This is a genomic window from Luteibacter sp. P1_D3 (assembly GCF_056406135.1).
Genome location: NZ_JBFUAT010000024.1, coordinates 40,902 through 67,870, shown reverse-complemented (window position 1 = coordinate 67,870; position 26,969 = coordinate 40,902). Strand labels below are relative to the sequence as shown.

21 protein-coding genes and 1 pseudogene are annotated in these 26,969 nt (G+C 65.8%); 15 read left to right on the top strand and 7 right to left on the bottom strand.

Going from position 1 to position 26,969, the window contains the following annotated elements:
- Nucleotides 1–1,805 (top strand): 4-alpha-glucanotransferase (gene malQ / locus AC1DYM_RS15765; RefSeq protein ID WP_477339887.1); only part of this gene is annotated, 1,805 nt, incomplete at its 5' end.
- A complete protein-coding gene (treY, locus tag AC1DYM_RS15760; RefSeq protein ID WP_477339885.1) occupies nucleotides 1,802–4,414 on the top strand; it encodes a malto-oligosyltrehalose synthase in 2,613 nt (870 codons plus the stop codon). The genes malQ and treY, both read left to right, overlap by 4 nt.
- A 17-nt stretch (nucleotides 4,415–4,431) precedes the next feature.
- Here treY and AC1DYM_RS15755 read toward each other — a convergent pair whose 3' ends face one another.
- Entirely contained in the window at nucleotides 4,432–4,692 is a 261-nt protein-coding gene (locus AC1DYM_RS15755; protein ID WP_477339883.1) for an acyl-CoA-binding protein, read from the bottom strand.
- A gap of 125 nt (nucleotides 4,693–4,817) precedes the next feature.
- Between AC1DYM_RS15755 and cmk the strand changes: the two genes are divergently transcribed.
- The 8 genes and pseudogenes from cmk (at nucleotide 4,818) to galU (ending at nucleotide 13,159) form a co-directional block, all read left to right on the top strand.
- Nucleotides 4,818–5,498, top strand: coding sequence for a (d)CMP kinase (gene cmk / locus AC1DYM_RS15750; RefSeq protein ID WP_477339889.1), 681 nt, complete (start codon nucleotides 4,818–4,820; stop codon nucleotides 5,496–5,498).
- A 169-nt stretch (nucleotides 5,499–5,667) separates the two neighbouring features.
- The gene (gene rpsA / locus AC1DYM_RS15745; RefSeq protein ID WP_046966708.1) at nucleotides 5,668–7,341 is read left to right on the top strand and encodes a 30S ribosomal protein S1; all 1,674 of its coding nucleotides are present in this window, start codon (nucleotides 5,668–5,670) and stop codon (nucleotides 7,339–7,341) included.
- Between the two features lie 43 nt (nucleotides 7,342–7,384).
- Nucleotides 7,385–7,696, top strand: a pseudogene (locus AC1DYM_RS15740) (integration host factor subunit beta); the annotation flags it as partial.
- Between the two features lie 236 nt (nucleotides 7,697–7,932).
- Nucleotides 7,933–8,193, top strand: a complete 261-nt coding sequence (locus AC1DYM_RS15735) for a LapA family protein (RefSeq protein ID WP_477339881.1) — start codon at nucleotides 7,933–7,935, stop codon at nucleotides 8,191–8,193.
- Nucleotides 8,190–9,365 (top strand): lipopolysaccharide assembly protein LapB, encoded by a 1,176-nt coding sequence (gene lapB, locus AC1DYM_RS15730; protein WP_477339879.1) that lies wholly within the window; start codon nucleotides 8,190–8,192, stop codon nucleotides 9,363–9,365. Before AC1DYM_RS15735 ends, lapB begins: the two co-directional genes overlap by 4 nt.
- Nucleotides 9,362–10,399, top strand: coding sequence for an MraY family glycosyltransferase (locus AC1DYM_RS15725; RefSeq protein WP_477339877.1), 1,038 nt, complete (start codon nucleotides 9,362–9,364; stop codon nucleotides 10,397–10,399). The genes lapB and AC1DYM_RS15725 overlap by 4 nt, the downstream gene beginning before the upstream one ends.
- Nucleotides 10,386–12,287, top strand: coding sequence for a polysaccharide biosynthesis protein (locus tag AC1DYM_RS15720; protein WP_477339875.1), 1,902 nt, complete (start codon nucleotides 10,386–10,388; stop codon nucleotides 12,285–12,287). The genes AC1DYM_RS15725 and AC1DYM_RS15720 overlap by 14 nt, the downstream gene beginning before the upstream one ends.
- Nucleotides 12,284–13,159, top strand: coding sequence for a UTP--glucose-1-phosphate uridylyltransferase GalU (galU, locus tag AC1DYM_RS15715; RefSeq protein ID WP_477339873.1), 876 nt, complete (start codon nucleotides 12,284–12,286; stop codon nucleotides 13,157–13,159). The genes AC1DYM_RS15720 and galU overlap by 4 nt, the downstream gene beginning before the upstream one ends.
- A 147-nt stretch (nucleotides 13,160–13,306) precedes the next feature.
- Here galU and AC1DYM_RS15710 read toward each other — a convergent pair whose 3' ends face one another.
- Nucleotides 13,307–14,890, bottom strand: a complete 1,584-nt coding sequence (locus tag AC1DYM_RS15710; protein WP_477339871.1) for an amidase — start codon at nucleotides 14,888–14,890, stop codon at nucleotides 13,307–13,309.
- Nucleotides 14,891–14,998: 108 nt separating this feature from the next.
- Here AC1DYM_RS15710 and AC1DYM_RS15705 point away from each other — a divergent pair, with 108 nt between their 5' ends.
- Together AC1DYM_RS15705 and AC1DYM_RS15700 are read left to right on the top strand one after the other, a co-directional pair.
- Nucleotides 14,999–15,709, top strand: a complete 711-nt coding sequence (locus AC1DYM_RS15705; protein WP_477339869.1) for a c-type cytochrome — start codon at nucleotides 14,999–15,001, stop codon at nucleotides 15,707–15,709.
- Nucleotides 15,706–16,926 (top strand): c-type cytochrome, encoded by a 1,221-nt coding sequence (locus AC1DYM_RS15700; protein ID WP_477339867.1) that lies wholly within the window; start codon nucleotides 15,706–15,708, stop codon nucleotides 16,924–16,926. The genes AC1DYM_RS15705 and AC1DYM_RS15700 overlap by 4 nt, the downstream gene beginning before the upstream one ends.
- Here the strand turns inward: AC1DYM_RS15700 and AC1DYM_RS15695 are convergent.
- Both AC1DYM_RS15695 and AC1DYM_RS15690 read right to left on the bottom strand, forming a co-directional pair.
- Nucleotides 16,902–17,420: a mismatch-specific DNA-glycosylase gene (locus tag AC1DYM_RS15695; protein ID WP_477339865.1), complete on the bottom strand. Its 519-nt coding sequence runs from the start codon at nucleotides 17,418–17,420 to the stop codon at nucleotides 16,902–16,904. The genes AC1DYM_RS15700 and AC1DYM_RS15695 overlap by 25 nt on opposite strands.
- A complete protein-coding gene (locus AC1DYM_RS15690; RefSeq protein ID WP_477339863.1) occupies nucleotides 17,413–18,093 on the bottom strand; it encodes a Dph6-related ATP pyrophosphatase in 681 nt (226 codons plus the stop codon). The genes AC1DYM_RS15695 and AC1DYM_RS15690 overlap by 8 nt, the downstream gene beginning before the upstream one ends.
- Nucleotides 18,094–18,163: 70 nt before the next feature.
- On the opposite strand from AC1DYM_RS15690, the gene AC1DYM_RS15685 reads away from it, so the two are divergent.
- Complete coding sequence (locus tag AC1DYM_RS15685; RefSeq protein WP_477339861.1) at nucleotides 18,164–19,264, top strand: mechanosensitive ion channel family protein; 1,101 nt, start codon at nucleotides 18,164–18,166, stop codon at nucleotides 19,262–19,264.
- A 116-nt stretch (nucleotides 19,265–19,380) separates the two neighbouring features.
- On the opposite strand, the gene typA is transcribed toward AC1DYM_RS15685, so the two are convergent.
- Entirely contained in the window at nucleotides 19,381–21,228 is a 1,848-nt protein-coding gene (typA, locus tag AC1DYM_RS15680; protein WP_477339859.1) for a translational GTPase TypA, read from the bottom strand.
- 608 nt (nucleotides 21,229–21,836) lie between these two features.
- Between typA and AC1DYM_RS15675 the strand changes: the two genes are divergently transcribed.
- Entirely contained in the window at nucleotides 21,837–22,358 is a 522-nt protein-coding gene (locus tag AC1DYM_RS15675) for a hypothetical protein (RefSeq protein ID WP_477339857.1), read from the top strand.
- 18 nt (nucleotides 22,359–22,376) lie between these two features.
- Here the strand turns inward: AC1DYM_RS15675 and AC1DYM_RS15670 are convergent, their stop codons facing one another.
- On the bottom strand, nucleotides 22,377–24,566 hold the full coding sequence (locus AC1DYM_RS15670; RefSeq protein WP_477339855.1) for a pilin: 2,190 nt from the start codon (nucleotides 24,564–24,566) through the stop codon (nucleotides 22,377–22,379).
- 60 nt (nucleotides 24,567–24,626) lie between these two features.
- A complete protein-coding gene (locus tag AC1DYM_RS15665) occupies nucleotides 24,627–25,067 on the bottom strand; it encodes a hypothetical protein (RefSeq protein WP_477339853.1) in 441 nt (146 codons plus the stop codon).
- 49 nt (nucleotides 25,068–25,116) lie between these two features.
- On the opposite strand from AC1DYM_RS15665, the gene AC1DYM_RS15660 reads away from it, so the two are divergent.
- Nucleotides 25,117–26,916 carry a 3-hydroxybutyrate oligomer hydrolase family protein gene (locus AC1DYM_RS15660; protein WP_477339851.1) on the top strand — a complete coding sequence of 600 codons (1,800 nt, stop codon included), beginning with the start codon at nucleotides 25,117–25,119 and terminating at the stop codon, nucleotides 26,914–26,916.
- Nucleotides 26,917–26,969 lie beyond the last annotated feature (53 nt).

The following is a 26,969-nucleotide window of genomic DNA, read 5'->3' as shown; positions in this document are numbered from 1 at the left end:
CATGGAAGCTGCTCGCCGACGACGACACGCTCATCAGCGAAGGGCAGTTGCCGTCGGGCGAAGGCCAGTTCGATGCACCCGCGATTCCCGGCTACTACACGCTGTTTCTCGATGACGACGAAGTGACGCTCGCGGTTGCGCCGCCGCGCACCTTCGGTATCGGTGACATCGCCGCGGCGCGTCGCCCCTGGGGCATGGCCGTGCAGATGTCGAGCCTGCGTCGACCGGGCGACGGCGGTATCGGCGATTTCACCGCCCTCGAAACCTGCGCGAAGGCCGCAGCGGAGAAGGGCGCCGACGCCTTGGCGATCAGTCCGTTGCACGCACTGTTCGCCGCGGCGCCCGAGCGATACAGCCCATATGCACCGTCGAGTCGCCTCTTCCTCAATGGTCTCTACGTCGACCCGGTGCGAACCAGCGGCGAGCAGACCGTACGCGCCGTCATCGACACGCACAACCTGCGCCAGGAACTCGCCGAGCTCGAGTGGTTGGAGCTGATCGACTGGCCGCGCGCGGCGCGTGCACGGATGACCATCCTGCGCTCGCTGTTCGAGTCGGCGTCCGTGGACCTCGCTCATTCCGAACGATTCGGCGCATTCCGCCGCGCGCAGGGTGAACCGCTGGAGCGGCATGCCCGCTTCGAGGCGCTGCATGCCGATTTCAGCGCGCACGGACGTCCCGGCGGCTGGCAGGGTTGGCCCGCCGAGTTCCACGACCCGGCGAGTCGCGAGGTGGCTGCCTTTGCCCGCGAACATTCCCGCGAAGTGGGTTTCCATGCGTGGCTGCAGTGGCTGGCGACACAAGGCCTCGAAGGCGCGCAGAAAGCGGCCCGCGACGCAGGCATGTCCATCGGGCTTGTCGCGGATCTCGCGGTGGGTGCGGACTCTGGCGGCAGTCACGCCTGGGCGCACCAGGCCGAGGTGCTCAAAGGCCTTTCCGTGGGTGCGCCGCCGGATGCGCTCAATCGCCTCGGCCAGGACTGGGGGCTTACCACGTTCTCGCCCCGCGGCCTGCGCGACACCGGTTTCAAGGGCTTTATCGGCATGCTCCGCGCCGCGCTGGCTCATGCGGGTGGCGTGCGCATCGACCACGTGCTGGGCCTGAAGCGCCTTTGGATGGTGCCGCATGGCGCGGGAGCTACCGAAGGCGCCTACGTGCGCTACCCGTTGACGGACATGCTGCGCCTGATTGCATTGGAGTCGCATCTGCACCGGGCCATCGTCATCGGCGAAGACCTCGGCACGGTGCCCGGTGACTTCCGCCAGGTCATTGGCGACAAGGGCGTGCTCGGCATTCGCGTGCTCTGGTTCGAGCGGGCTGCCGACGGCGGTTTCGTCTCGCCGTTGGAGTGGTCGGAGAAGGCCATGGCGACCACCAGTACCCACGATGTGCCGACCGTCGCCGGCTGGTGGAGTGGGCGAGACGTGGAGTGGCGAAAGAAGACCGGTCTGGATGATCCCGCCGTTGACGAGAGCGCGCAACGCGACCGCGACCGCGTGCTGCTGTGGCGAGCCATGTGCGCTTCCGGTTCGGCGTGGAACGAGGAGTCCCCGCCCGGGCTGGACGATATCTCGCCCGTGGTCGTGGCGGCGGCGAAGCACGTGGCGCAGGCCCCCGCGCCGCTGGCCATTTACCCGGTCGAGGACATCCTGGGCTTGCATGAGCAGCCGAATCTTCCCGGACCGACCGATGCGATCCATCCGAACTGGCGCCGCCGCATGCCCGATTCCTCGTCGCGTCTGTTCGACGGGCCCATCGCACACGCCGTCTGCGACGTGATCGACAAGACCCGGAACCGACCATGAGCCCGCCAAGGGCCCTGGCGCGCTTGCAGTTCCATGCGGGCTTCACGCTCGATGATGCCGTCCCGGTGGTGGCGTACTACGCCCGGCTCGGCATCAGCCATCTTTACGCGTCGCCGATCCTCCGCGCCAACGTCGGTTCCACGCACGGCTACGACGTGATCGACTGTCATGAGGTGAATCCCGAGCTCGGTGGCGAAGCTGCCCTGCGTCGTCTCGTTGCCGCGCTGCGCGAGCACGGCATGAGCCTGGTCGTCGACATCGTTCCCAACCACATGGGTGTCGGCACGCAGAATGCGTGGTGGATGGATGTGCTGTGCCATGGCCGCGAGAGCCGCTACGCGAACTATTTCGACATCGACTGGCAGGCACCGGATCCGCTGTTGCGCAGCCGCGTGCTGTTGCCGATTCTCGGCGCCGGCTACGACGAAACCCTGCACGAAGGGCATCTCCGTCTTGCCCGGCGCAAGGATGCGTGGGTGCTTCGTCTCTACGACGACTACCTGCCGCTGTCACCGGCGTCCGTCGCCGGACTGGCCGAGGATGCCATCGCCGGGCACGACCCGACGAACGACGCGGGCAGGGCGGCCCTGCATGCGCTGATCGAGCGGCAACACTACCGTCTCGCGTTCTGGAAGCTGGCCAGTGACATGGTCAATTACCGGCGCTTCTTCGACATCAACGAGCTCGCTGGCCTGCGTATCGAACGCACCGCGGTTTTCGAAGACACGCACAAGACCCTGTTCCGCCTCTACGCCGAGGGGCTGATCGACGGCTTTCGTTGCGACCACGTCGATGGCCTCGCCGACCCGCGCCGCTATTGCCGTCAGTTGCGTCATCGGCTGGACAAGCTGCGCGTGCAGCGTCCGCCGGGCGCGCCGCGCGACGGCGCTTACCTGGTCGTTGAAAAGATCCTCGCCGAGGACGAATCGCTACGGCTGGACTGGCGTACCGACGGCACCACGGGCTATGAGTTCATGGACCAGGTGTCCGCCGTGTTGCACGATGCCGCGGGTGAGGCGCCGCTCACCGAGCTCTGGCGCAACCTCACCGGCGAGTCAGCCGACTTTGCCACGCAGGCCGTGCGCGCCCGCCGGCAGATCCTTGTCGACAGTTTCGAAGCCGAGCTGGACCGGACGGCGCGCGCGCTGTTCGCCTCGGCGCGTGCCGATGTCGCGACACGCGACGTCTCGCTGGCCGCCATCCGTCGTGTGCTGGTCGAGCTGCTCGTGCACTTTCCCGTCTACCGGACGTACGCGGGCGGTGCAGGACGCGATGCGTACGACGAGGCGATCTTCGCGCGCGCCGTCGAAGGCGCGTTGCGCACGATCCGCATGGAGGATGCGGACCTGCTGCATCTCGTCGCGCAATGGCTCGGCGGCGTGGCTCCGCGCAGCCTGCCACCCGGACCCGTGCGACGTGCACGCGAGCGTGCGATCGCGATCTTCCAACAGGCCACCTCGCCGGTGGCCGCGAAGGCGGTAGAGGACACGGCGGGGTACCGCTATGGACGCCTGCTTTCGCGCAACGAAGTGGGCGTCGACGCGGCGCATCTGTCGATGACACCGGAAGCATTCCACGCGCGTTGCGTCGACCGGGCTGCCACCCTTCCGCACAACCTGCTTGCCACCGCGACGCATGACCACAAGCGCGGTGAAGATCTGCGTGCGCGGCTCGCCGTACTCTCCGAGGTGGCCGAGCGCTGGGTGATCACGGTCGAACGCTGGCGAGTCCGCCACGCGGACCTTCGCCAGCGCGCCGACGGCCGCATGGCCCCGTCGGCCGGCGACGAACTCATGCTCTACCAGATGCTCGTCGGCGCGTGGCCACTGAACCTGGCGGCGGACGATGTCGACGGGCTGGAACGGTTCGCCACGCGGATCGCCGCCTGGCAACGCAAGGCACTACGCGAAGCCAAGCGCTGGACACGCTGGACCTCGCCCAACGAGCCTTACGAAGACGCCTGCGAGGACTTCCTCCGCGCGGTGCTGTCCGGTGAGGCCGCCGCCGAGCTGGCCGCTTTCGCCGGTTACATCGCGACGCCCGGCGTCGCCAATGGCCTGGCTCAGACCGTGTTGCGCCTGAGTACGCCGGGCGTGCCCGATCTCTACCAGGGCACCGATGACTGGGACTTCAGCCTGGTGGACCCGGATAACCGCCGCCCCGTCGATTTCCTCGCCCGGGCGGCGTCGCTCGATCGCGCGCCCTCGCCGCGGGAGGCGCTGGCGTACTGGCGGGACGGTACGGTCAAGCAGGCGGTGATTTCACGCCTGCTCTGGGCCCGGCGTGAGCATCCCGAGCTTTTCGCCCGGGGTAGCTACCGACCCTTGGTCGTCGAAGGCCCTGCGTCCGATCGGGTGCTGGCCTTCGTTCGCGAGCATCGCGGCCAGCGTCTCGTCGTCGCCGTGGCCAGGCACACGGCGCCATGGCTGGCCGGCAGCTCGGCCCCGGCGATTCCCGCCGAACGCTGGGCCGGAACGACGGTAAGCCTCCCGGGAGGACGCTGGACGGGGCTGTTGGCGGAGGGTGAGCTGCAGGGTGGGTTGGTGGACGCCGCTGTCCTGCTGGGTGAATTGCCCGTGGCCGCGTGGTTGTCGCACGGCGCCTCGTAGGCGTCGGAAGCGATTCCTCAGCCCCTGAGGGAGCGGACCAGGTCGATGTACTGGCGCCTCGCCATCTCCTGCGGCGTGCCGGCCAGCTTCGCCCATGCTTCGTACTTCGCCGTGCCGACGAAATCGAAGAATCCGGGCTTTTCGCCGTGGAAGTCACCCTCCGACCCCTGCTTGTAGAGCGCGTAGATCCGCAAAAGGGTGTCGTTGTCCGGTCGGTGGCCCAGGCGGGTTATTTCCAGGGAAGCCTGCTCGAACTGGCTCTGGAGGTCGTCGGACATGGAGCTGGTAACCCGCGGGTCTGGAACGTTGGGGGCTTGTAGCACGCGGTCAGGAAAGCTGTCCATGGGGACCAATTCGCCTGTCGTGACGAGATATCATGCTCGTTTCGCGAGAGAGCTATCCCATGCCCCATTCGGCTGTCGCCCCTGTCCTGACCATCGACGGGCCCTCGGGCTCCGGCAAGGGCACCATCAGTCGCCTGGTCGCCGAGAAGCTCGGCTGGCACCTGCTCGACTCCGGCGCCCTTTATCGGGCCGTGGGCTATGCGGCGGCGGAAGAGGGGATCGACCTGTCCGACGTGGACGCCGTGACCCGCTGCGCGCAGACCGTCAAGATCCGCTTCCGGGCCAGTCCTGACCAGAGTGAGACGCATATCCTGGTCAATGGCCACGACGCCACCGACGAACTCCGGACCGAGACGGCTGGCGCCGCCGCGTCCGCCATCGCGGTGATCCCCTCCGTGCGCCAGGCGCTGGTGGACATGCAGCTGGGCTTCCGCAAGGGTCCGGGCCTGGTCGCCGACGGACGTGACATGGGTACGGTTATTTTCCCTGACGCCGCCCATAAGGTATTCCTGACCGCCAGCGCGTCCGAGCGTGCGAAAAGACGCTATAAGCAGTTGAAGGATAAGGGGCTGAGCGTTACACTTGCAGGCCTCCAGCGAGAAATCGAGGCGCGCGACGAGCGGGATGCGTCGCGCCCCGTCGCCCCGTTGAAGCCCGCCGAAGGCGCCGTGGTGATCGATACCACCGGCATGCCGATCGACGTGGTGGTGGCAAAAGTATTCGCCGTGGTGCGCCCTTAAAGCGCGTCCGGCACAACGCTCGCGCAGTGTGCGCGGGTTCTTGGCAACGGCACGGGGCGGTCCCAACCGGGATTGCCCGATGTGCCCACAACCGGTGGGTCCCCTGTCCGCACGCGTTAAAGAATGTACGCAGGCGCCGGGTACGACCTTTCATAACCCTGGAATCAACATGACTGAAAGTTTTGCCGAACTGTTTGAACAGAGCCAGCAGGCTATTTCCAAGCTGAAGCCCGGCTCCATCGTCACCGGTATCGTTGTGGAAATCCGCAACGACGTGGTGGTGATCAACGCCGGCCTGAAGAGCGAAGGCATCGTCCCCATCGAGCAGTTCCGGGACGAAGCAGGCGTGCTGGAAGTAGAAGTGGGCGACGAGGTCAAGGTCGCGCTCGACGCGCTCGAAGACGGCTTCGGCGAGACCAAGCTCTCCCGTGAGAAGGCCAAGCGTTCGATGGTGTGGGACGACCTCGAGCAGGCGTTCGACAAGGAAGAGACCATCACCGGCAAGATCTCCGGCAAGGTCAAGGGCGGCTTCACGGTCGACATCAAGGACGTCCGCGCATTCCTGCCGGGCTCCCTGGTCGACGTGCGTCCGGTCCGTGACCCGGTCTACCTCGAGGGCAAGGACCTCGAGTTTAAGATCATCAAGCTCGATCGCAAGCGCAACAACGTCGTCGTCAGCCGCCGTGCGGTTGTCGAGACCGAGTTCTCGGAAGAGCGCGAGAAGCTGCTCGAGCGTCTGACGGAAGGCGCGGTCGTGAAGGGTGTCGTCAAGAACCTGACCGATTACGGCGCATTCGTCGACCTCGGCGGCATCGATGGCCTGCTGCACATCACCGACATGGCGTGGAAGCGCGTGCGTCACCCGTCCGAAGTCGTCAACGTCGGCGACGAGCTGGACGTCCGCGTGCTGAAGTACGACCGCGAGCGCAACCGCGTTTCGCTCGGCCTCAAGCAGCTCGGCGACGACCCGTGGGTCGCCATCGCCCGCCGCTACCCGGTCGGCAGCCGTCTGTTCGGCAAGGTCTCCAACGTGACCGACTACGGTTGCTTCGTCGAGATCGAGCCGGGCGTCGAAGGCCTCGTGCACGTGTCGGAAATGGATTGGACCAACAAGAACGTCAATCCGGCCAAGGTTGTCCAGGTCGGCGACGAGACGGAAGTCATGGTCCTCGACGTGGATGAAGAGCGTCGTCGTATCTCCCTCGGTATCAAGCAGACCCGCTCGAACCCGTGGGAAGCGTTCGCCGCCATGCACAAGAAGGGCGACAAGGTTTCCGGTCAGATCAAGTCGATCACCGATTTCGGTATCTTCATCGGTCTGGACGGCGGCATCGACGGTCTCGTCCACCTGTCCGACATCTCGTGGCAGGCCTCGGGTGAAGACCTCGTTCGCAACTTCAAGAAGGGCGACGAAGTCGAAGCCGTGGTTCTGGCGGTCGATCCGGAGCGTGAGCGCATCTCCCTCGGCATCAAGCAGATGGAGCAGGATCCGTTCGGTCAGTTCATGGCCTCGAATCCGCGCGGCACGATCCTCAACGGTACCGTCCGCGAAGTCGACGCCAAGGGCGCGGTGATCGATCTCGGCGAAGGTGTCGAGGGCTACATCCGTGCGAACGACATCGCCAAGGAACGCGTCGACGACGCCACGCAGTACCTGAAGGTTGGCGACGCCGTCGAGGCGAAGTTCACCGGCATGGACCGCAAGGGCCGTCAGCTGCAGCTTTCCATCCGCGCCAAGGACGAGGAAGACGTGGCCGATGCCATGGCTGACTACGCCTCGGCTGCTGGTGGCACGACCAAGCTCGGTGCGCTCCTCAAAGAGCAGATGAACAAGGCCGACTAACCGTCGGGCGAGGGGCGGTTCGCCGCCCCTCGCTTTTGCTAAAAACAGGGGACCCATGACAAAGTCGGAATTGATCGAGGCGCTGGCGCGGCGCCAGACCCACCTTGCCTTCAGCGATGTGGAACTAGCCGTCAAGAGCGTGCTCGAACAGATGAGCCAGGCCCTTTCCACGGGCGAGCGCATCGAGATCCGTGGGTTCGGAAGCTTTGCTCTTCACTTCCGTCCACCGCGCATGGGGCGCAACCCCAAGACCGGCGAGGCTGTTGCCCTGCCGGGCAAGCATGTACCGCATTTCAAACCTGGCAAGGAATTACGCGAACGCGTAAACCTGGCCGAGGAAGACGCCGCGCTCTGACGCGGCGTTTTTTTTGCCAAGAGCCCGGCCATGCCGGGCTTTTTAATGGTAGGAGCCGATTCATCGGCGAACCCGCGGCAGCGGGCCAGCGCACCGCAACCTTCCACCTCGCAGCAAGCACCTATCGCCGATGAATCGGCTCCTACATTGGGTGCATCCCGGGACTGCTGGCGAACCTGTACGAATCGCCAACCGGCGCGCCCCATCGTATTCAGGATTCGGGTACAGTCGCGGCTATGCGCCTCATTGCCATCCTCTTTCTTCTCTTGTTCGTCGCCGCCGGTATCGTCTTCGGCGCGTTGAATGCCGATCTGGTTCCGTTCGATCTCGGCTTTGCCCGGCTGTCCCTGCCCAAGGGTGGGGCGATGCTCGCGGCGGTCCTGGTGGGCTGGGTGCTCGGCGGCATCACCGCCTGGCTCGGCACCGCCTTTGCCCAGCGGCGAAAGCGCCGTGGCGAACGCAGCGATCGCAAGGTAGCCAACGCGACGACCGCATGAATCCGATCTGGTGGTTGCTCGCGCTTGTTCCGCCCGCGGCGTTCGCCTGCGGTTGGTGGTTGGCCCGTCGCACGCATGCAAGGCGTTCCGGCGAACAGGTCAATGCCCTCTCGTCCGATTACTTCCGCGGCCTCAATTATCTCCTCAACGAGGAGCAGGACAAGGCGCTGGAGGTCTTCCTGCGCCTGGCCGAATTCAACCGGGATACCGTCGAGACTCATCTCGCGCTGGGCAATCTGTTCCGCAAGCGTGGCGAAGTCGATCGCGCCATCCGGCTGCACCAGCACCTGGTCTCGCGCCAGGGTTTGTCCGAGGAAATGAAGACCGTCGCCTTGCTCGAGCTGGGCGAAGACTATATGCGTGCCGGTCTGCTGGACCGCGCGGAGACACTCTTCTCCGACCTCGTGGCGATGGACGCGCTGGCCCCATCCGCCCTGCGTCACCTGATTTCGATTTACCAGCATGAGCGCGAATGGCACAAGGCCATCGATCACGCACGACGTCTCGAGGCGATGACCAACGAAGACGAGTCGGCGATGATCGCGCAATTCTATTGCGAGCTGGCCGAGCAATCCCGTCAGCATGGTGCGCGCACCGAGGCGCGCGACTATGTGCGCGAGGCCTTTGCCTGCCAGCAGGCCTGCGTTCGGGCCCACATGATCGCCGGGCGCCTGTCGTTCGAAGACGACGATATGGCGGCCGCGGTTGAATCCTATGAATCGGCCATCGCCGCCGACATCGCCTTCGTTCCGGAAATCCTGCCGCCGCTGCTGAACTGCTACGCGCGTTCGCAACAGATGGATCGTGCCGAGGCGTTCCTGCGCGACATCATGGAGCGCTACCACGGGATCTCGCCGGTACTGGCCCTGACCCGGCTCTACGAGGGCAGGGACGGCGAACGAACGGCCATCGATTTCCTCACCGGCCAGTTGCGCAAACGGCCGTCGGTCCGGGGTCTCATGGCGCTGATCGATGCCACGATGGACAAGGTGTCGGGCGAGGCGCGTGAGAACTATCTGATCCTGCGCGACCTGACGCGCAAGTTGCTCGAAGGGCAGGCCATGTACCGCTGCAGTCGCTGCGGGTTCGGCGCCAAAGCCCACCACTGGCAGTGCCCGAGCTGCAAGAACTGGGGCACGGTGCGGCCGATCCACGGCGTCGCCAACGAATGACGCCTGTTCTCACGAACTCCCTGGCATTGATCGTCGGCAGCGCTGTCCTGGCTTTCGTCGTGTCGTATGTAAGCGTGCGTATCGCCATCGCCTATGCCCGGCGCCGCGGCATGCTGGACGCGCCCGGACACCGCCGCTCGCACAGCATGCCGACGCCGCGGGGCGGCGGCATCGGGATCGTGCTGGGCGTGCTGCTGGCGGCGCCTTTCAGCATGCTGTTCCTGCCGGTCTCACCAGGTCCTGCGATCACTGCCGCCTTCAGCCTTGCGGTCATCGCCGTGGCGGCGATCGGCTGGCTGGACGACCACGGCTCCTTGCCGATCCGGCCACGCCTGCTGATCCAGTTGGCTGCCACTCTGCTGCTGTGCCTGGCGGTGGCGGCGCGTACGTCGTCCCTGCTGTGGGCCATGCCGCTCCTGCTGGCCGGCGTCTGGTGCCTCAACCTGCACAACTTCATGGACGGCATCGACGGCCTGGCGGCCCAGCAAGCCATGTTCTTCGGCGCGGCCTATGCCGCCCTGGCCTGGTCGGCCGGCAGTCCGGCCCTTGCCGGCGCAGGGCTGGCCGTCGTCGGTGCGGCGACCGGCTTCTGGTGCTTCAACCGCTCGCCGGCAAAGATCTTCATGGGTGACGTGGGCAGTGCCACGGTCGGTTTGATCGTCTTCGCCCTGTCCGCGATGTTGTGGGCCTTTCGTACGAACTTGCTGTGGCCGGCGCTGATTTTCTCGTCAGCCTTCGTTGTCGACGCGACCTTGACACTGCTCGTGCGAATGCTGCGCGGTGCGCGCTGGTACACTCCGCATCGCGAGCATCTGTACCAGTGGCTCGTTCGGCGGGGGGCATCACACCGAAAGGTAGCCCTGGGCTACTTCGCATGGAACGTGATCGTCTGCGTTCCTGTCGCATGGATTGCGTTCCGCTGGCCGGCGGCTGCACCCGTGTGTCTCGGGGCAACCTACCTGCTGGGATCGGCGGTCTGGCGTACTGGCAAGCATCGTTGCTTGCGTCGAAGGGAGCGACATGTTTCTGCGTAAGTTCATAGGCATCATCCATCCACGTACGGCGGTCGTCGCGCACGACCTTGCCATGGCGGCTCTCGCGTGGTGGATCGCCAAGACGCTGCGCTACGCGCTCATGCCCGACCTGGCGCCGGTGACCTACCTGCCGATGGAATTCCCGATCGTCCTGCTGGTCCAGGGCGCGGTCTTCAACTGGACCGGTCTCTACAAGGGCGTGTGGCGATTCGCCAGCCTCCCGGACCTGTGGAACATCATCCGCGCGACGGTGATCGGCGCGCTGATCATCGGCCTGGCCATGGTCATGTACGCGCGCCTCGACGGCGTGCCTCGCTCGGTACTCCTGGTCTATCCGGTCGTCCTCGTCGTGTTGCTCGGCCTGCCGCGCCTGAGCTACCGGTTCTGGAAGGACAGCCGGATCGACCTGTTCCAGTCGGCGCCGACCAAGCGGGTCCTGATCGTCGGTGCAGATCGCGCCGGTGAGGCGCTTTCGCGCGATCTGCGCCGCGACAGTCGTTACAGTGTCATCGGTTTCGTCGACGACAACATGGCCCTGCGCGGTGCGCAGATCGGCGGCATTCCCGTGCTCGGCACGGTGGATCAACTGGCCGAGCTGTCCAAGGCCGTGGCCGTACAGATGCTGCTCATCGCCGTGCCCGGTGCCACCACCGCGCAGATGCGCCGCATCGTCGCCTTCTGCGAAAGCACGGGCCTGCCGTTCCGTACAGTACCGCGGCTTGAGGATGTCGTTGCCGGGCGTGCCCAGTTCAACGAGATCAAGGAAGTGGCGATCGAGGATCTTCTCGGCCGCGATGCCGTGGAGCTCGACTGGACCGCCATTCGCGAGAACATCAGTGGCCGTCGCGTCCTGGTCACCGGTGGTGGCGGGTCGATCGGTTCGGAGCTCTGCCGGCAGGTCGCGCGCCTGGGTGCCAGCTCGCTGACCGTGGTCGAGATGTCCGAGTACAACCTCTACCGTATCGGCCAGGAACTGACGTCAGCCTACCCGGAGCTGATTTTCAACGGCGTGCTCGCCGATGCACGCGAGACGGTGGCGATCAACCGCCTGTTCGAAGAGACCCAGCCGCAGATCGTCTTCCATGCGTCCGCCTACAAGCACGTGCCGATGCTGCAGGGCCAGTTGCGCGAAGCCTTCCGCAACAACGTCATGGGCACGCGCGTGGTCGCCAATGCCGCCGTGCGCTGCGGCGTCGAATCCTTCGTGCTGATTTCCACCGACAAGGCCGTGAATCCGACCTCGGTCATGGGTGCCTGCAAGCGCATGGCGGAGATCTGGTGCCAGAACCTCGCCGCGCACACGTCTACACGTTTTATCACCGTGCGCTTCGGTAACGTGCTCGACTCCGCCGGTTCGGTGGTCCCCTTGTTCCGCCGGCAGATCCGCCAGGGTGGTCCATTGACGATCACCCATCCGGAGATCTCGCGTTACTTCATGACCATTCCCGAGGCCTGCCAGTTGATCCTGCAGGCGGCGAGCCTGGGCAAAGGGGGCGAGATCTTTGCGCTCGACATGGGTGATCCGGTCAAGATCCGCGACCTCGCCGAACAGATGATCCGTCTGGCCGGCAAGCGTCCCGGCTCCGATATCCAGATCGTCTATACCGGCCTGCGCTCGGGCGAGAAGCTGTTCGAAGAACTGTTCCACCCGTTGGAGAATTACACGAGCACCACCCATGCCAAGATCTTCCAGGCGCAACATCGCCAGGTGTCGTGGGAGATGCTGCAGACCCAGCTGGCTCGCGCCGAAGAAGCCGCGGCCACGTTCGATGAAGAGACCCTGCGTCGCTGCGTGTCACAGCTGCTGCCTTCGTTCCGCTGGAGCGACGCGCAGACCGACAACGTCGTGCCGCTTCGCCGAAACGAAAACGGAGACATCGCATCATGACCCAACCCCTGCGCAAGGTCGTATTTCCCGTCGCTGGCCTCGGTACGCGCTTCCTCCCGGCGACCAAGGTGGTAGCGAAGGAAATGCTGCCCGTGCTCGATCGTCCGCTCATCCAGTATGCCGTGGACGAGGCCGTCGACGCGGGTGCCGACACGCTGGTGTTCGTCACCAATCGCTACAAGCACGCCATTGCCGACTACTTCGACAAGGCGTACGAGCTGGAAGAAAAGCTCGCCGAGAAGAACAAGGAAGAGCTGCTGTCGATCCTGCGCGGCATCCTTCCGCGTCACGTGCGCTGCGTCTTCGTCACCCAGCCGGAGGCCTTGGGCCTCGGCGATGCCGTCCTGCGTGCCGAGCCGGTGATCGGCAAGGAGCGTTTCGGCATCATGCTGCCGGACGACCTGATCTGGAACAAGGGCAAGGGTGCGCTGCGCCAGATGGCCGAAGTCGCCGACAAGAATGACGCCGGCGTCATCGCGGTGGAAGAAGTGCCTGAGAAAGACACGGACAAGTACGGCATCGTCGACGCCACCGAGCAGGTGGACGATCGCTCCACCGTGATCAAGCACATGGTCGAGAAGCCGAAGCCGGCCGACGCGCCGTCCACGCTCGCCGTGGTCGGCCGGTATGTCCTGCCGGGCAGCATTTTCGACTACCTGCGCAACACGCGCGAAGGCGCCGGTGGCGAGATCCAGCTGACCGACGCCATCGAAGACCTGCTGAAGGCCAACGGCAAGGTGCTTGCCTATCGCTTCGAAGGCACACGCTTCGACTGCGGCAACAAGGCCGGCCTGGTTCGCGCCACCATGGCCATGGCCCTGGAAGATCCGAAGCTCGCCCCGATCGTCCGCGAGTTTGCGAACAAGGCCTAGTTGGCCCACCGTAGGAGCCGATTCACGTGTGGGAGCCGATTCATCGGCGATCCCGCGGCAGCGGGACAGTTTGCGGCAAGCATTCCATCGCCGCTGAAGCGGCTCCCACAAAAAAGAAGGCCCGCATCGATGCGGGCCTTTCTTTTTTCAGCGAATCGGCAAGGTCGTCAGGAACCGCGGCCGCCGGTAGGCGTTGGCTTTTTGCTCGACACCATACGCGATTGCGATCAACGTAGGTTCGCTCCACTTCGCACTAAAGAACACCACGCCCACCGGCAACTCATGGGCGAAGTCGACGGGCAGGGTGATCGACGGGTAGCCTGAGATCGCCGCCGGCGCCGATACGCCGCCGACAGTCGGGTCACCGCTGACGACGTGATCGCCGAGCACGAGATCGTTGACGAAGGCGGGTCCCCAACTGGGAGCGAGCAGGGCGTCGAGATGATCCTTCGCGAGCGCCGCGTCGATACCTTCGGGGCCGGCGAGACGCTGGTTGCGATCGCGGATCTGCAGGTAGGTCGGGTCGGTCAGGTCGCCCTTTGCCTGTGCCTGCAGGAACAGCTCCTGGCCGAACCACGGCATCTCTCTTGCTGCCTCGCGATCGTTGAAAGCGATGAGGTCGGCCAGCGTCTTCATCGGCTGGTCCGGTCGGCCGGCGAGGTAGGCGTTGATGTCGTGCTTGAACTCGTACAGCAACACGTCGAGTTCGTGCTCGCTCAGTTCCTTCAGATGCGGAATCTCGACCGGATCGACGACGGTCGCACCCTGCGCCTTGAGAATGGCGATGGTTTTCTCCAGGGCGCGATCCGCATTCGGCTCGATGCCACCCAGTTCACGCACCACGCCGATGCGTTTGCCGCGCAGTGCGTTCGGGTCGAGGAACTTCGTATAGTCAGTGGCGTGTTTGTCGGCGTCCTTCGTGGCGGGATCGCGTGGATCGCTGCCGGCGATCGCGCTGAGGACCGTGGCCGCATCGGCGACGCTGCGGGCCATCGGGCCGGCCGTGTCCTGGCTGTGCGAGATGGGGATGATGCCCGTGCGGCTGACCAGTCCAACGGTCGGCTTGATCCCGACCAGGCCGGTCATCGATGCCGGACAGATGATCGACCCATCGGTCTCGCTGCCGATCGCCACGGTGGCGAGGCCGGCGGCGACCGCCGAACCCGAACCGGCGCTCGAGCCACAGGCGTTGCGGTCGAGCACGTACGGATTGACCGTGAGCCCGCCGCGTCCCGTCCAGCCACTCGTGGCATGGTTGCTGCGCATGTTGGCCCATTCGCTGAGATTGGTTTTACCCAGAATGATGGCGCCCGCCTTGCGCAGCTTCGCCGCGACGGCCGAATCGTGCGGTGCCGGCTTGCCCGCCAGTGCGAGGGACCCCGCCGTGGTCTGCATGCTGTCGCCGGTGTCGATGTTGTCCTTGAGCAGGATGGGGATACCGGCGAGCGGACCGGTCTTGCCCGACTTGCGCGCGATGGCCAGGGCGTCGGGATTGGTTTCGAGCACGGCGTTGACCGTCGGGCCCGCCTTGTCGATCGTCGCGATGCGCGAGAGGAAGAGGGCCGTGAGGCCTTCTGGCGTCAGCGCGCCCGAGGCATAGGCCTGGCGGACGGTGGCGATCGACGCGAACGCATCGTCTTCGTTCGCATCCCGCGCGTGCGCGGCGCCTGCGGACAACGAGACGGCGAGGGCCAGCGTCAGTGCGGCCGGCCTGATCCATACATGCTGCATATGTCTTTTTCCCCTGGCTACGGTGTGGCGACTGCCTGCAATCTACCGCATACCCGTGCGTGGCTATACTGCATGGGCCTAGCCATTGCTTACGCCAGGGAGTGCCACATGCGTCGTCTCTTCCGCCGGCTGGCCGTCACGGTCGCCGCGTTCTTCGCCATGCAGGCCATGGCGGCCGACACGCCTCCGGTACCCGATACCCTGGTCCAGCGCATCGCGGCCTGCACGAGTTGCCACGGCGAGCACGGCGAAGGCGGCAGCAACGGCTTCAATCCCCGTCTGGCCGGCAAGCCAGCGGGTTACCTGCATCGGCAGATGCAGGACTTCCAGCGGGGCCTGCGGCACTACCCGATCATGGAATACACCGTCGGTCCGCTCACCGACGACTACATGCGCGAGATCGCGGAATATTTCTCCGCCCAGGATGTCCCCTACACGCTGCACGACGTCCCGGCGACGTCGCCGGCTGCCATGACGCGCGGCGAGCAGCTGGTCACCAAGGGCGACACGGCGCGCGGCATTCCCCCCTGCATGGCCTGTCACGGCCCGAACCTCACGGGTGTGCAACCGGACATCCCCGGGCTCGTCGGTCTTCCCTACGATTACATCAGTGCCCAGCTCGGTTCCTGGCGGACGAACACGCGCAATACCGTGGCGCCGGACTGCATGAAGACCATCGTCGGTCGCCTGAGCGATGCGGATATCAGCGCCGTCTCGGCATGGCTGGCCCAGCGCCCGGTGCCAGCGGACGCGCATGCGGAGCCGGCGGGAAGCGTTTCGCCGCCGCTGCATTGCGGCGTGCTGGGAGCCGGGACATGAGTATCTTCACCCGTCTCCTTGTCGCGTTGGCGCTGGTCGGTGCCGCCTGCTCGGTCAGTGCCGATGATCTCGTCGCGCGCGGCCATTACCTCACGGTCGCCGGCGATTGCGATTCCTGCCATACCGCGCGCAACGGCGCGTCGTTCGCTGGCGGCCACGTCGTGCCGACGCCGTTCGGCGCGATCACCGCGCCCAACCTCACGCCCGATCGTGAAACAGGACTGGGCGGATGGACGGCCGAGGATTTCTATCGTGCGATGCACTCGGGTAAAGGGCACGACGGCACATCGCTTTACCCGGCATTTCCGTTCACCTCGTACACCAAGGTCACGCGTGCGGACACTGATGCGATCTTCGCCTATCTGAAGGCCCTTCCGCCGGTAAAGCTTGCCCACACGGAGCCCGCCTTGCGCTGGCCGTACAGCATGCGCTCGCTCATGGCTTCCTGGCGTCTGCTCTACTTCGACGAAGGCGAGTACGCGCCGGATTCGAAACAGTCGGCTGCCTGGAACCGCGGTGCGTATCTCGTGCAAGGCCTGGGTCATTGCAATGAGTGCCACGCGCCGCGCAACACCTTCGGTGCGATGGTCACCGAGCCCTTCCTCGCTGGCGGCCTGGTACCCGTGCAGAACTGGTACGCACCTGATCTTTCCATGGGCCCTCACGGTGGCCTGAGTGGCTGGACCGAGGCGGATGTCGTTTCTCTGTTGAAGACCGGCCGCTCGCGCAAGGGCACGGCCTTCGGCCCGATGGCCGATGTCGTGATCCGGAGCACGCAGCACCTCGACGATGCCGATCTCGCCGCGATGGCCACGTACCTGAAGTCGCTGCCAGAGCGCCCGGCACCCCGCCAGCGCGAGTCGGCGGCGGATGCCGTCGATCTGGCCAAGGCGGGGCAGAAGGTCTACGTCGACCAATGCGCCAGCTGCCATGCCGCCGATGGGCGCGGCAAGGGCACGGCGTATCCGCCCTTGGACGGTAATTCGTCCGTCGTCGAGCCGACCGGTATCAACGCCATTCGCATCGTCCTGTCGGGTGGCTTCGCGCCAGGAACTGCCGCCAATCCGCGTCCGTACTCGATGCCGCCGTTCTCGCAGAGCTTGTCCGATGACGATGCCGCTGCGGTCGTGACCTATATCCGCCAGGCCTGGTCGAACAAGGCGCCGTCGGTGTCACCGAACGATGTGCGTGCCTATCGCTCGATTCCAGGCGGCTGAGCCCACACGAGATCGGCCAGCTCCTGCCAGATGCCGACGTTCCATGAGCGGCGTGCCTGGCCGGAGGGCGAGGGGAGAACGAACAGCTGCGTGAGGCCCCATCTCGTCGGCTGCACGCCATACGCGAGGGGCTTTCCCAGTGCCGACGTGCCGGCGTGCTTGCTGGTAAAGGCGAGCACGCGGGGTGCGAACGTTTCTATCTTGGTACGTAACGCGGCGACATCGAAGGCATCGACCGGCAGTTCGTTGTCGTTGCCGTAGTGAAACTTGGACAAGTCGGTGAGTCCGAGACCGAAGCCCGGCATCTGTGCAAACTCGGCTGGTGCGAGCAGGCGTGGCGTCAGGCCGACCGCGAATACCGTGCGCCAGAACATGTTTCCCGGATGCGCGTAGTACGCACGATCCTGTGCGGATCGCGTACCTGCCGCCGTGCCGCAGAAGACCAGCGACAGTCCTGGCTCGAGCACGTCGGGCAGGACGAAGGCGTCAGTCATCGAGGAGGAAATCGGTGTACTGGAAACGTTCGTCGCGAAGCACCGATTCGCCGCGAGCGATGCGCATGTCGTGCGCAAACAGCGGCCCGCCGTAGCTGAGCGTATGGAACTCGCCGTTTTCGCCGCAGGGATCGACGGATGCAGGCAGCGCATCGAGCAGCGCATCGTCATAGTCGCGTCCACAGAAGCCGGCGTCGAGTTGCGTCGTGTCCACGCAGCAGAGCGCGGCGCGGTGTCCATCGGCGACGAAGCGCCGCCCCAGCACGGCGGTGTCCTCGCCCCATAGGGGATAGACGCCGGTCCAGCCGCCGATGCGGGCGAGCTGCGCTTCGCGATAGGCGCGCACGTCGGCGAGGAACAGGTCGCCGAAGGCGATGTGGGCGAGGGCGGGCCACCGCTGCCGTGCCATGTCGAGGGCCGTCGCAAAGGCCTCCTCATAGGCGTCGTTGTGGCTGGGCCAGGTGAGCACGGCCTCGACGACCGGTAGCCCCAGCGAGGCCGCCTGCGACGCGAGGACGGTTCGGCGCACGCCATGCATGGCGATGCGGTCGTGGTTGGCAGTCACCGTGGTCAGCAGGCCGACGACGCGCCAGGAAGGATCGGCACGCAGGCGCCCGAGTGTCATCAGGCAGTCTTTGCCGCCGCTCCAGGAAACGATGATCGGGGTGGACATGCCGGCACTTTACCTCGCTCTTGCTGCACCACAACATTATGTGGACATACCGGCCGCTAGGCTGGAAACCATGAATCCTTCCAACTGGATGCCAGATCTTGCGCATCCGTGGACGCGTTTTGCGTTGATCGTCGTGATCGCGCTGGCCGTCGCGGGTGTCCTCCGTCGCGTGACGAAATTTTTCCTGCGCCGCTTCGCGATCACGCATCCTGCGGGGGCGAGCATGATCGCCCGGGCGAATGCCCCGATGGAAGCCATCGTTCCCCTTGTCATGCTGTTGATCGCCTTCAGGGCGTCGCCCGACGAGCCGGCCAGCCTCATCGATGGCCTGGAACACGTCGTCAGCCTCGGGCTGATCGTCGCCTGCACGTGGTTCATCGTCCGCTGCATCGGTGCGCTCGACGCGACCGTGTCTCGGTTCAATCCGATCGACCGCGAAGACAACCTCCGTGCGCGCCGCGTGCAGACGCAGGCGCGTGTGCTCAGTCGCACCGGCAGCGTGGTGGCCGTGGTGCTGGGTATCGGCGTGGCGCTGATGACGTTTCCGACCGTGCGCCAGTTTGGTGCCAGCCTGCTGGCGTCGGCCGGGCTCGCCGGTCTGGCGGTGGGTCTCGCGGCGAAGCCTGTGCTCGGCAACCTCATCGCGGGCCTGCAGATCGCACTGACCCAACCGATCCGGCTCGATGACGTCGTGGTGATCGAAGGCGAGTGGGGCAAGATCGAAGAGATCACCAGCACCTACGTCGTCGTGCGCATCTGGGACGAGCGCCGCCTCGTGGTGCCCTTGCAGTACTTTATCGAAAACCCGTTCCAGAACTGGACGCGCACCAATTCGCAGGTGCTCGGTTCGGCCATGTTGTGGTTCGACTACGGCCTGCCGCTGGACCCCTTGCGCACCGAGCTCGAACGTCTCTGCAAGCAGGCCCCCGAATGGGATGGCCGTGTGTGCGTGTTGCAGGTGGTCGACACCAACGACAAGGCGATGCAGCTGCGTGCGCTGGTCAGCTCGTCCAATTCGAGTAAGTCCTGGGATCTTCGCTGCAAGGTGCGTGAAGGCCTGATCGCCTTCGTGCAGCGCGAGTTCGACAGCTTCCTGCCGCGCGTCCGCGGTGAGTTCGAGAGCCCTGTGGGAGCCGATTCATCGGCGATCCCGCGGCAGCGGGCAGGGTGACGCCAGCACCCATCGCCGCTGAAGCGGCTCCCACAACAAGAGCTCCACAAAAGAAGCCCAAAAAAAGGCCCGGCGTGAGCCGGGCCTCTTGCTAGCGTCGAACGCTATCGGAACGATTAAGCGCCGCGCGAAGACTTCTTGCGATCGCCTTCGGTCAGGTGCTTCTTGCGCATGCGGATTTCCTTCGGCGTGACTTCGACCAACTCGTCATCGTCGATGAAGTCCAGGGCCTGCTCCAGCGTGAACTTGAGCGCCGGGGTCAGCTGGATCGCATCGTCCTTACCGGAGGCGCGCATGTTGGTCAGCGGCTTCGGCTTGATGGCGTTGACGGTGAGGTCGTTGTCCTTCGCGTGAATGCCGATGAGCTGGCCTTCATACACGGCGTCGCCTTCGGCGGCGAACAGCTTGCCGCGTTCCTGCAGGGGTCCGAGCGAGTAGGCCGGGGTGTTGCCGCCGGCATTCGCGATCATGACGCCGTTCTGGCGCTTGGCGATCGGGGCCGGGGTGTACGGGCCGTAGTGCTTGAACACGTGGAACAGCAGGCCCGAACCCTGGGTCAGGGTCTTGAACTGGTTCTGGAAGCCGATCAGGCCGCGGGCCGGGATCTCATACTCGAGACGCACGCGACCGTTACCGTCCGACACCATGTTCTTCAGGTCGCCCTTGCGGATKCCGAGGCGCTCCATGACGCCGCCCTGATGAATTTCCTCGATGTCGATCACCAGTTCCTCGATCGGCTCCATCTTCTGGCCGTCGATGTCCTTGAGGATGACTTCCGGACGCGATACGGCCAGCTCGTAGCCTTCGCGACGCATGTTCTCGATCAGCACCGAGAGATGCAGTTCGCCGCGGCCCGAGACCAGGAACTTGTCGGCATCGGAGCCGTCTTCGACGCGGAGGGCGACGTTGTGCACCTTCTCGCGGTCGAGGCGCTCACGCAGCTGACGGCTGGTGAGGAACTTGCCGCCCGAAAGATCCTTGCTGCCGACGAACGGCGAGTTGTTGACCTGGAAGGTCATGCTGATCATCGGCTCGTCGACGCTCAGCGCGGGCAGCGCTTCCGGCGTATCCGGCGAGGTCAGCGTGTCCGAAATGGTCAGGTCCGCGATGCCCGAGATGGCGACGATATCGCCGGCTTCGGCGCTTTCCTGCTCGATACGCTCGAGGCCGAGGAAGCCGAGTACCTGGGCGACCTTGCCCTGGCGCTTCTTGCCTTCACGGTCGATCACGGCGACCTGCATGCCCTTCTTCAGGGTGCCGCGCTGCACGCGGCCGATGCCGATGACGCCGACGAAGTTGTTGTAGTCCAGCTGGCTGATGCGCATCTGGAAGGGGCCGTCCGGATCGACGTCCGGCTTCGGCGCGTGCTGCATGATCGCTTCGTACAGCGGGGTCATGTCGCCTTCGCGGGCATTCTCGTCGAGCGAGGCGTAGCCGTTGAGCGCCGAGGCGTAGACGATCGGGAAGTCCATCTGCTCATCGGTGGCACCGAGCTTGGCGAACAGATCCCAGACCTGCTCGACGACCCACTCCGTACGGGCGGCGGGGCGGTCGACCTTGTTGACGACGACGATCGGCTTGAAGCCCATCGCGAACGCCTTCTGGGTGACGAAGCGCGTCTGCGGCATCGGGCCGTCCATCGCGTCGACCAGGATCAGCACGGTGTCGACCATCGACAGCACGCGCTCGACTTCGCCACCGAAGTCGGCATGTCCCGGGGTGTCGACGATGTTGATGCGGTTCTTCGCACCCGTCTTCTTGTCTTCCCAGGTGATGGCCGTGTTCTTGGCCAGGATCGTGATGCCACGCTCCTTTTCCTGGTCGTTCGAATCCATGACGCGCTCGGCGAGCACGGTGCGCTCATTGAGCGTGCCGGACTGCTTCAGAAGCTGGTCGACGAGGGTGGTCTTACCATGGTCGACGTGAGCGACGATGGCGATATTGCGCAGGAATTCGATCGACATGCGGTATGCGCCGGCGTAAAGCCGGATCGCCTCTTTGGTTTGGGAAGCCGCCGATTATAAAGGAAAAGAGCGACTTTCGCATGACGGGGGCGGAGAGTCCGTCAGGAAGCTCGCCCGATGCATCGAAATCCATCCGAAAGCAGGAAAAAGGGCCGTTTTACGGCGGCCGGCGAGGCGCTAAGCTGCCGCCCATGGAAAAGGGGCCGGGCATGGAAAAGCGGTTGACAGGGCGTCTGACGCCAAGGGCGATCGGGTGGACGGTGGGGTTACTGCTTTCGCTCGCTCTCGTTTTCGCGGTGACCGGTGGTCATTCTGGCCACGCCAGGCCCTCGACGTCGCCGGTGGCGCCCGCATCGATTCGCGTGGATACGGCGCCGCCGGGCACCCGACATGCCACTGAGCGAGGCCTCGGTCGAAAGCCCCCCGCCGCGATGCAGCCCCTCCTCGGAGCAGGCGACGATCGCACCGTCGAGGCGCTTTTCGCGCGATTGGGTCCCCTGTCCGGAGAGGGGGACGTCGCCGCGACCCTCCTCATGCGCCAGGCCGCTGCGGTCTGCCGACACGCTGTGGAGCCGGGTTGGCAGAGCCGTACAAACAACCCACGAGCCATGGCCTACGCCGCCTGGAAGGCATCGTTCTGCACGCGGACCGTATCGCAGGCCGAGCTGGACAGCATCAACCAGCGGGGCAGGGTTGCCTTCGACCGGCGTTATCCCGGATGGGCGGCGACCGGCCCTCGGTCGGTGGACGAGATCTTCGAGGCCGTGACGTCTTCCGACGACGTCGAGGTCACGGACATGGCCAGTGTTCTCCTTCCGCGAGACGCGACGGGTCACTGGGACCTGGGTCGGGATCTCGTTCAAGGCTCGGCGTACGAGGCCGACCTGCACAAGTACCAGCACGTGGCTCTCGACGACATGCAGTGTGCGACGACGGGTGGCTGCGAGCCTGGCGGCATGCGTTCGGCCATGATCTGCCTGGCGAGCGACGGTTACACCTGCGCGCCAGGACAGGGCGTCTACGACATGTGGAACGAGCAGCTCTCGCCGGCAGAGATCGACATCGTGCTCGCCATCGAGCAGCGTATCCGGGACGAGCGCGCACGCCGTTTGGCGACGCCCCCCGGCTGAGGGGCGTCGCGGTCGTCATCAGAGCTGGGCGGGTTCATCCCGGCAGGTGGCCGGCATGTTCTTCGGGTCGATCCCGTCCCCCGAGCAGGTCCAGGTGATCGATTTGCCGTCCACCTTCGGCGTCAGGATGATCTGACCGGAATCGAGCTTCGCATCCGTCTTGTGCGGCGGGGTGGCGTCCATCGTGACGAGGATCTCGCCGCCCTGGCCAACCTCGACCGAGCCGGCGTAATCGTTGCCGAGGGTTTCCGGCTTGCCCAGGCCGGCCGCCGCGTTGTTCGCAGGGAACTTGCCCGTAGCCAGGCGACGCCCGGCGACCGCGAGCTTGACCGGGTCGGCGGCGGCGAGGGCCCCCGACACTTGGCTACGCAACATGTATTGCTGGTACTGCGGCACGGCGATCGCCRCAAGAATGGCCGCCGTCGCGACGGCGCCGGCCGAGCCCATCTGGCCGACCAGTTCCGCGGGACTCTGCTCGTAAGTGAACGAGATGGCGAACGTATCTGCGTCGGCTTCGATCGCCGCGCCGACCACGCCCTTCTCGGGCAGGCCGAGCGTATGGGCGGCAGGAAGGCTGGTGATGTCCAGGTCCGCCCCGGCCATGCCGCCCATCATCTGCAGGATCCCGATATAGGTGTAGTAAGCGTCGCGCTGGGCGTCGCGGCTGTTCGCCGTGTAACCCATCAACACGTGCGAGCCAGGGTACGCCCGTCCACGGAACCAGTCTTCCAGCGAGGTATCCGGCTTGGCCGCGGCGCGATCGGCCAGGGCCTGGGGCACCTTGCCGAGGATGATCCAGTCGCCTTCTTCCACCCAATACAGCCGGCTGCCGAAGCGCTGCATGATGTTCATGAAGGGCACGAGGGCCTGCTGCTCGGGATGATCGGCCGCCGGCTCGTACGGGGCGCCCGGCATGAACAGCCAGTGCACCTTCGCGTCGTCGACGGTCGTCTCACCGCTGCGCCAGCGTCCCGCCTTGGTCATCTCGTCGATACGCGCGTGCCAGGCTTTCAGGTCGCGAGCGCGGATGGCGACGAACTGGCCGGCGTCGTCGGCAAAGACGATGGACTCCGGGCCCATCCACTTCGTGTAGTCGGCGATGTCGAAGCCATATTTGGCCCGCATCTTGGTCAGGCCGTCGCGGATGGTCTTCGCGCGTTCGGCGCCGAAGTCCAGATTGAGGTTGTCCTCGAAGGCCTTGTAACCCTCGGCGCTGGGTAGCGCAAAGGTCATCGCCCAGCGCGGCTCGCCCACGCTCTTCACCGTCGGTGCGAACGAGCGCGGCGCCGCGTACTGCAGGACGCGAGCCTGTGGGGCATGCACCACCATGCGGAACTGGCCCCGACCGTCCACGGTGCCGCTGCCGAAGGCGAACGCATCGGCCTTGGACGCAAAATCCGTCGGCAGCTTGCCCAGCGGCGATTCGCCGGCCTGGTTGGCGGCGACAGCGCCGATGCCGCGAATGGTCGCCCAGCCGAACAGGCCTTCACCCGAGGTGTCGATGTGGGCTTCGAGCGCGCCGAGCGTCGCCGGCGCGGTGGCCGCCGAGGACTTGGCGAACGTGGCGACCAGCTCGTCGATGGTGTGCTCGTCGCTGGGTTGCTGCATCGACTGGGTGACCCACAGGCGATGGTCGGCGACGACATACCGGACACTGCCGCCCGAGGTCAGCTTGCCGTTGCCCTGGGCATCCAGAGGCGCGACCAGCAGCGGCGCATTGAGCGAGGCAAGACGCGCATTGAACGCGGCGATGGAATCGAACGAGAAGCTGCCCGTCGCGACGACGCGCGAGGTCGGCGAGGGAATGCCCAGCGGATCGAGCAGGGCGACCTCCAGCGGCGAACGAAGATCGCCCAGCAGGAGGTTGAGTGCCGGACCGATCTTGGCATCGGCCAGGACCTTGTCTTTCGCGATGGTCTCGCGCAGCTTCGCCACGGCATCGAGATTCGCCTTGACGGAAAGGGCGGCATCGAGCGGACGTCCGTTCGGCACGCCACCGATGACAGCCCAGGGCGACGGCAGGCGCAGGTAAGCGACAGCCTGTGCGGGCAGGTGCTGGCGTAACCACGCCGGCGCAGCGATCGCGGTCTGCGCGGCGGCGACGGCCTTGGGATCGGCGGCGGGTGCTTCGTCTTTCTTGTGACAGGCGGCGAGGCCGAGTGCGGCGGTGATCGCGGCAGACAGCAGGACGGTACGACGGGCAATCATTGCTCAGTATCCCTTGGCTTCCTCCGGCTCCTGCCGGGAAGCCGGAGGATAGCAGCGCTGTCAGTGGGGCGGGATGCTCGCGTCCAGCCTCCGCTTACGCTCACGCATCCGCCGCAGCGCACGACGAAATACCCATGCCCAGAGGGCCACGATCGCGGCGACGACGGCGTCGGCGACGGGCGATGTCCATGCGTTCCAGAGCACGGCGAGCGAGAACGTGACGACATTCAAGCTGATCAACATCCAGCCGACGGCGAACGCGGCGGGCGTGATTCGTCCATCGTAAACAGCGCCGTAGAGCTGCCCCTCGGCATGGGCCATGCCCAGTGGGTCGCATGTGTTGGGAAGGCCTTCAGGCGGCAGGCGGGTCACCTCGATCGTCCTGTCCTGCGAGGTATCGGGAAGCGGCCTGCCGGTACGCACGTCGATGCTCCGTTCCAGCGCGCCCGTGCGGTCATCCAGCACCACGATCTTTTCGCCCAGCCTCAGCTCGCGCTCCATCCCGTGCTCCCTCGTGGACGGCCCCCGCCGTGACGCGAGGATAACCCGCTTGCCATCGACCAGCCATTCACGCATCGTCGTCCGCATGTCACGCAACGACACCTTCGGCGACGTCCGCGTCACCACGCATCGCGATGGCGACGACCTGTTGAGCGCAGGACTCGGACAGGCCGGGCTGGCCGGGACGTCGACACGCTTTGCGCACCCGGCCGCGCCGACCCCGTCCGAGCTTCGTCGACGGGCGATTCAGTCGAGCTGGAAAGGCATCGCGGACCTCGGGCCGCTTGGTGGTTTCGGTAGCTTGTACGGCAGCGTTCCGAGCGTTCCCGGGCGTGAATTCACCACCTTTGCAAATCTCCCCGGAGCGCGTACATCGCACCGCGTGCTCGTGCAGATCCCCGACCATTTCGATCGCGGCAAACGCTGCCTCGTCGTCACCGCCTCGTCGGGCTCGCGCGGCATCTATGGCTCCATCGCGTTAGCCGGCGGCTGGGGCCTGCCACGCGGATGCGCCGTGGCCTATACGGACAAGGGCGGTGGATCGGGCTACTTCGACCCGTCCGACAACACCGGTGTGCAACTGGACGGGACGCGAGCCGTAACGGGCTCGGCTCCGCTCGAGTTCGAACCGCAAGGCCTTGCTGCCGACGCCGGCATCGCGGTGAAGCACGCGCATTCCGGCGACCATCCGGAGGCCGACTGGGGCCGCCATGTCCTGCAGGCCGCACGTTTCGGCCTGGCCATGCTCGACCGAGCCTTCCCCGACGAAGCGCCGTTCACCGCGCAGAACACGACGATCATTGCCACCGGCCTGTCCAATGGCGGCGGAGCCGTACTGCGTGCCGCGGGTGATGACGAGGAAGGCATCCTCGCTGCGGTGGTCGCGCTGGAACCCAACATCCACGTGCGCGGTCGCGGCCGCTCGTTCTATGACTACGCCACGGAGGCCGCCCTGTGGTTGCCAGCGGCGTTGGCGGCTCGTGATTTCGATGGCGTGCCCTTCGCTCGTGTCGGCGCTGCCTCGCCGACGGCCTGGGTCCTGCGCTGCGACTCGCTGCGCGCCCATGGCCGTCTTTCCACCTTCTTGCCGACGGCTCAGGCGGATGAGGCCCTGGCCACGCTCAGGGCAGGGGGCTGGGCGGACGAGGTTCTCGCCACAGCCGCTTCATCTACCTCACTCGACCTGTGGCGGGTGGTGAGCGCGGCCTACGCCTCGGCGTACCTGAAGCGCGATGCCGCGCACATGCCTGGAGGCTTTTCATATCGGGCGTATCTCACTGGCGGTGTGGGTGGCGTGGGCGGTACCGCCGATGCCACGCTCCGGGCCGCCTGGTGGGCCGACGGCTCGGGCGTACCGCCGGGTGCCGGGGTTCTGCTCGCCGGGGGCGCGGACCTTTCCCTCGATCCGACGCTGCCCGGCGTACTGAGTTTGCGCGAGCTGCAGACCGGCACGAGTGTGGAGGCTGGGCAACTGCGGGCCGCCATTGACGCGACGGGGGCAGAACTACCGCGCGAGGGCCTGCCGATCCTGGTCGTTCACGGCGCCCAGGATGGCCTGATCCCGGCCAATTTCAGTTCCGAGCCCTACGTGAAGTGGCTGCGAGACGCTGGCCGCATGCCGGTGTTCTGGAAGGTCCCCTATGCCCAGCACTTCGACGCGTTCCTGATGTTCCCGGATTTCGGCGACCGGTACGCACCGTTGCTGCCGTTCGGCTATGCGGCCCTGGACCGCGCCTGGGCCCACGTCAGCGAGGGAAGGGCGCTGCCTGAGGATGCCGCCGTCCGTGACACGCGTCCCCGCGGGGCCGGTCCGCTGACCGCTCAAGCGCTGGCTTTGCCGAAAAACTGAGACGCCATCACGCTTTCTCGCTTGAACTCTGGGGAATAGGGCGCCATCTTTGG

Coding starts and splice junctions, on each gene's coding strand:
- treY (WP_477339885.1), top strand. CDS start 1,802: ATGAGCCCGCCAAGGGCCCTGGCGCGCTTGCAGTTCCATGCGGGCTTC.
- AC1DYM_RS15755 (WP_477339883.1), bottom strand. CDS start 4,692: ATGTCCGACGACCTCCAGAGCCAGTTCGAGCAGGCTTCCCTGGAAATA.
- cmk (WP_477339889.1), top strand. CDS start 4,818: ATGCCCCATTCGGCTGTCGCCCCTGTCCTGACCATCGACGGGCCCTCG.
- rpsA (WP_046966708.1), top strand. CDS start 5,668: ATGACTGAAAGTTTTGCCGAACTGTTTGAACAGAGCCAGCAGGCTATT.
- AC1DYM_RS15735 (WP_477339881.1), top strand. CDS start 7,933: ATGCGCCTCATTGCCATCCTCTTTCTTCTCTTGTTCGTCGCCGCCGGT.
- lapB (WP_477339879.1), top strand. CDS start 8,190: ATGAATCCGATCTGGTGGTTGCTCGCGCTTGTTCCGCCCGCGGCGTTC.
- AC1DYM_RS15725 (WP_477339877.1), top strand. CDS start 9,362: ATGACGCCTGTTCTCACGAACTCCCTGGCATTGATCGTCGGCAGCGCT.
- AC1DYM_RS15720 (WP_477339875.1), top strand. CDS start 10,386: ATGTTTCTGCGTAAGTTCATAGGCATCATCCATCCACGTACGGCGGTC.
- galU (WP_477339873.1), top strand. CDS start 12,284: ATGACCCAACCCCTGCGCAAGGTCGTATTTCCCGTCGCTGGCCTCGGT.
- AC1DYM_RS15710 (WP_477339871.1), bottom strand. CDS start 14,890: ATGCAGCATGTATGGATCAGGCCGGCCGCACTGACGCTGGCCCTCGCC.
- AC1DYM_RS15705 (WP_477339869.1), top strand. CDS start 14,999: ATGCGTCGTCTCTTCCGCCGGCTGGCCGTCACGGTCGCCGCGTTCTTC.
- AC1DYM_RS15700 (WP_477339867.1), top strand. CDS start 15,706: ATGAGTATCTTCACCCGTCTCCTTGTCGCGTTGGCGCTGGTCGGTGCC.
- AC1DYM_RS15695 (WP_477339865.1), bottom strand. CDS start 17,420: ATGACTGACGCCTTCGTCCTGCCCGACGTGCTCGAGCCAGGACTGTCG.
- AC1DYM_RS15690 (WP_477339863.1), bottom strand. CDS start 18,093: ATGTCCACCCCGATCATCGTTTCCTGGAGCGGCGGCAAAGACTGCCTG.
- AC1DYM_RS15685 (WP_477339861.1), top strand. CDS start 18,164: ATGAATCCTTCCAACTGGATGCCAGATCTTGCGCATCCGTGGACGCGT.
- AC1DYM_RS15675 (WP_477339857.1), top strand. CDS start 21,837: ATGGCCTACGCCGCCTGGAAGGCATCGTTCTGCACGCGGACCGTATCG.
- AC1DYM_RS15665 (WP_477339853.1), bottom strand. CDS start 25,067: ATGGAGCGCGAGCTGAGGCTGGGCGAAAAGATCGTGGTGCTGGATGAC.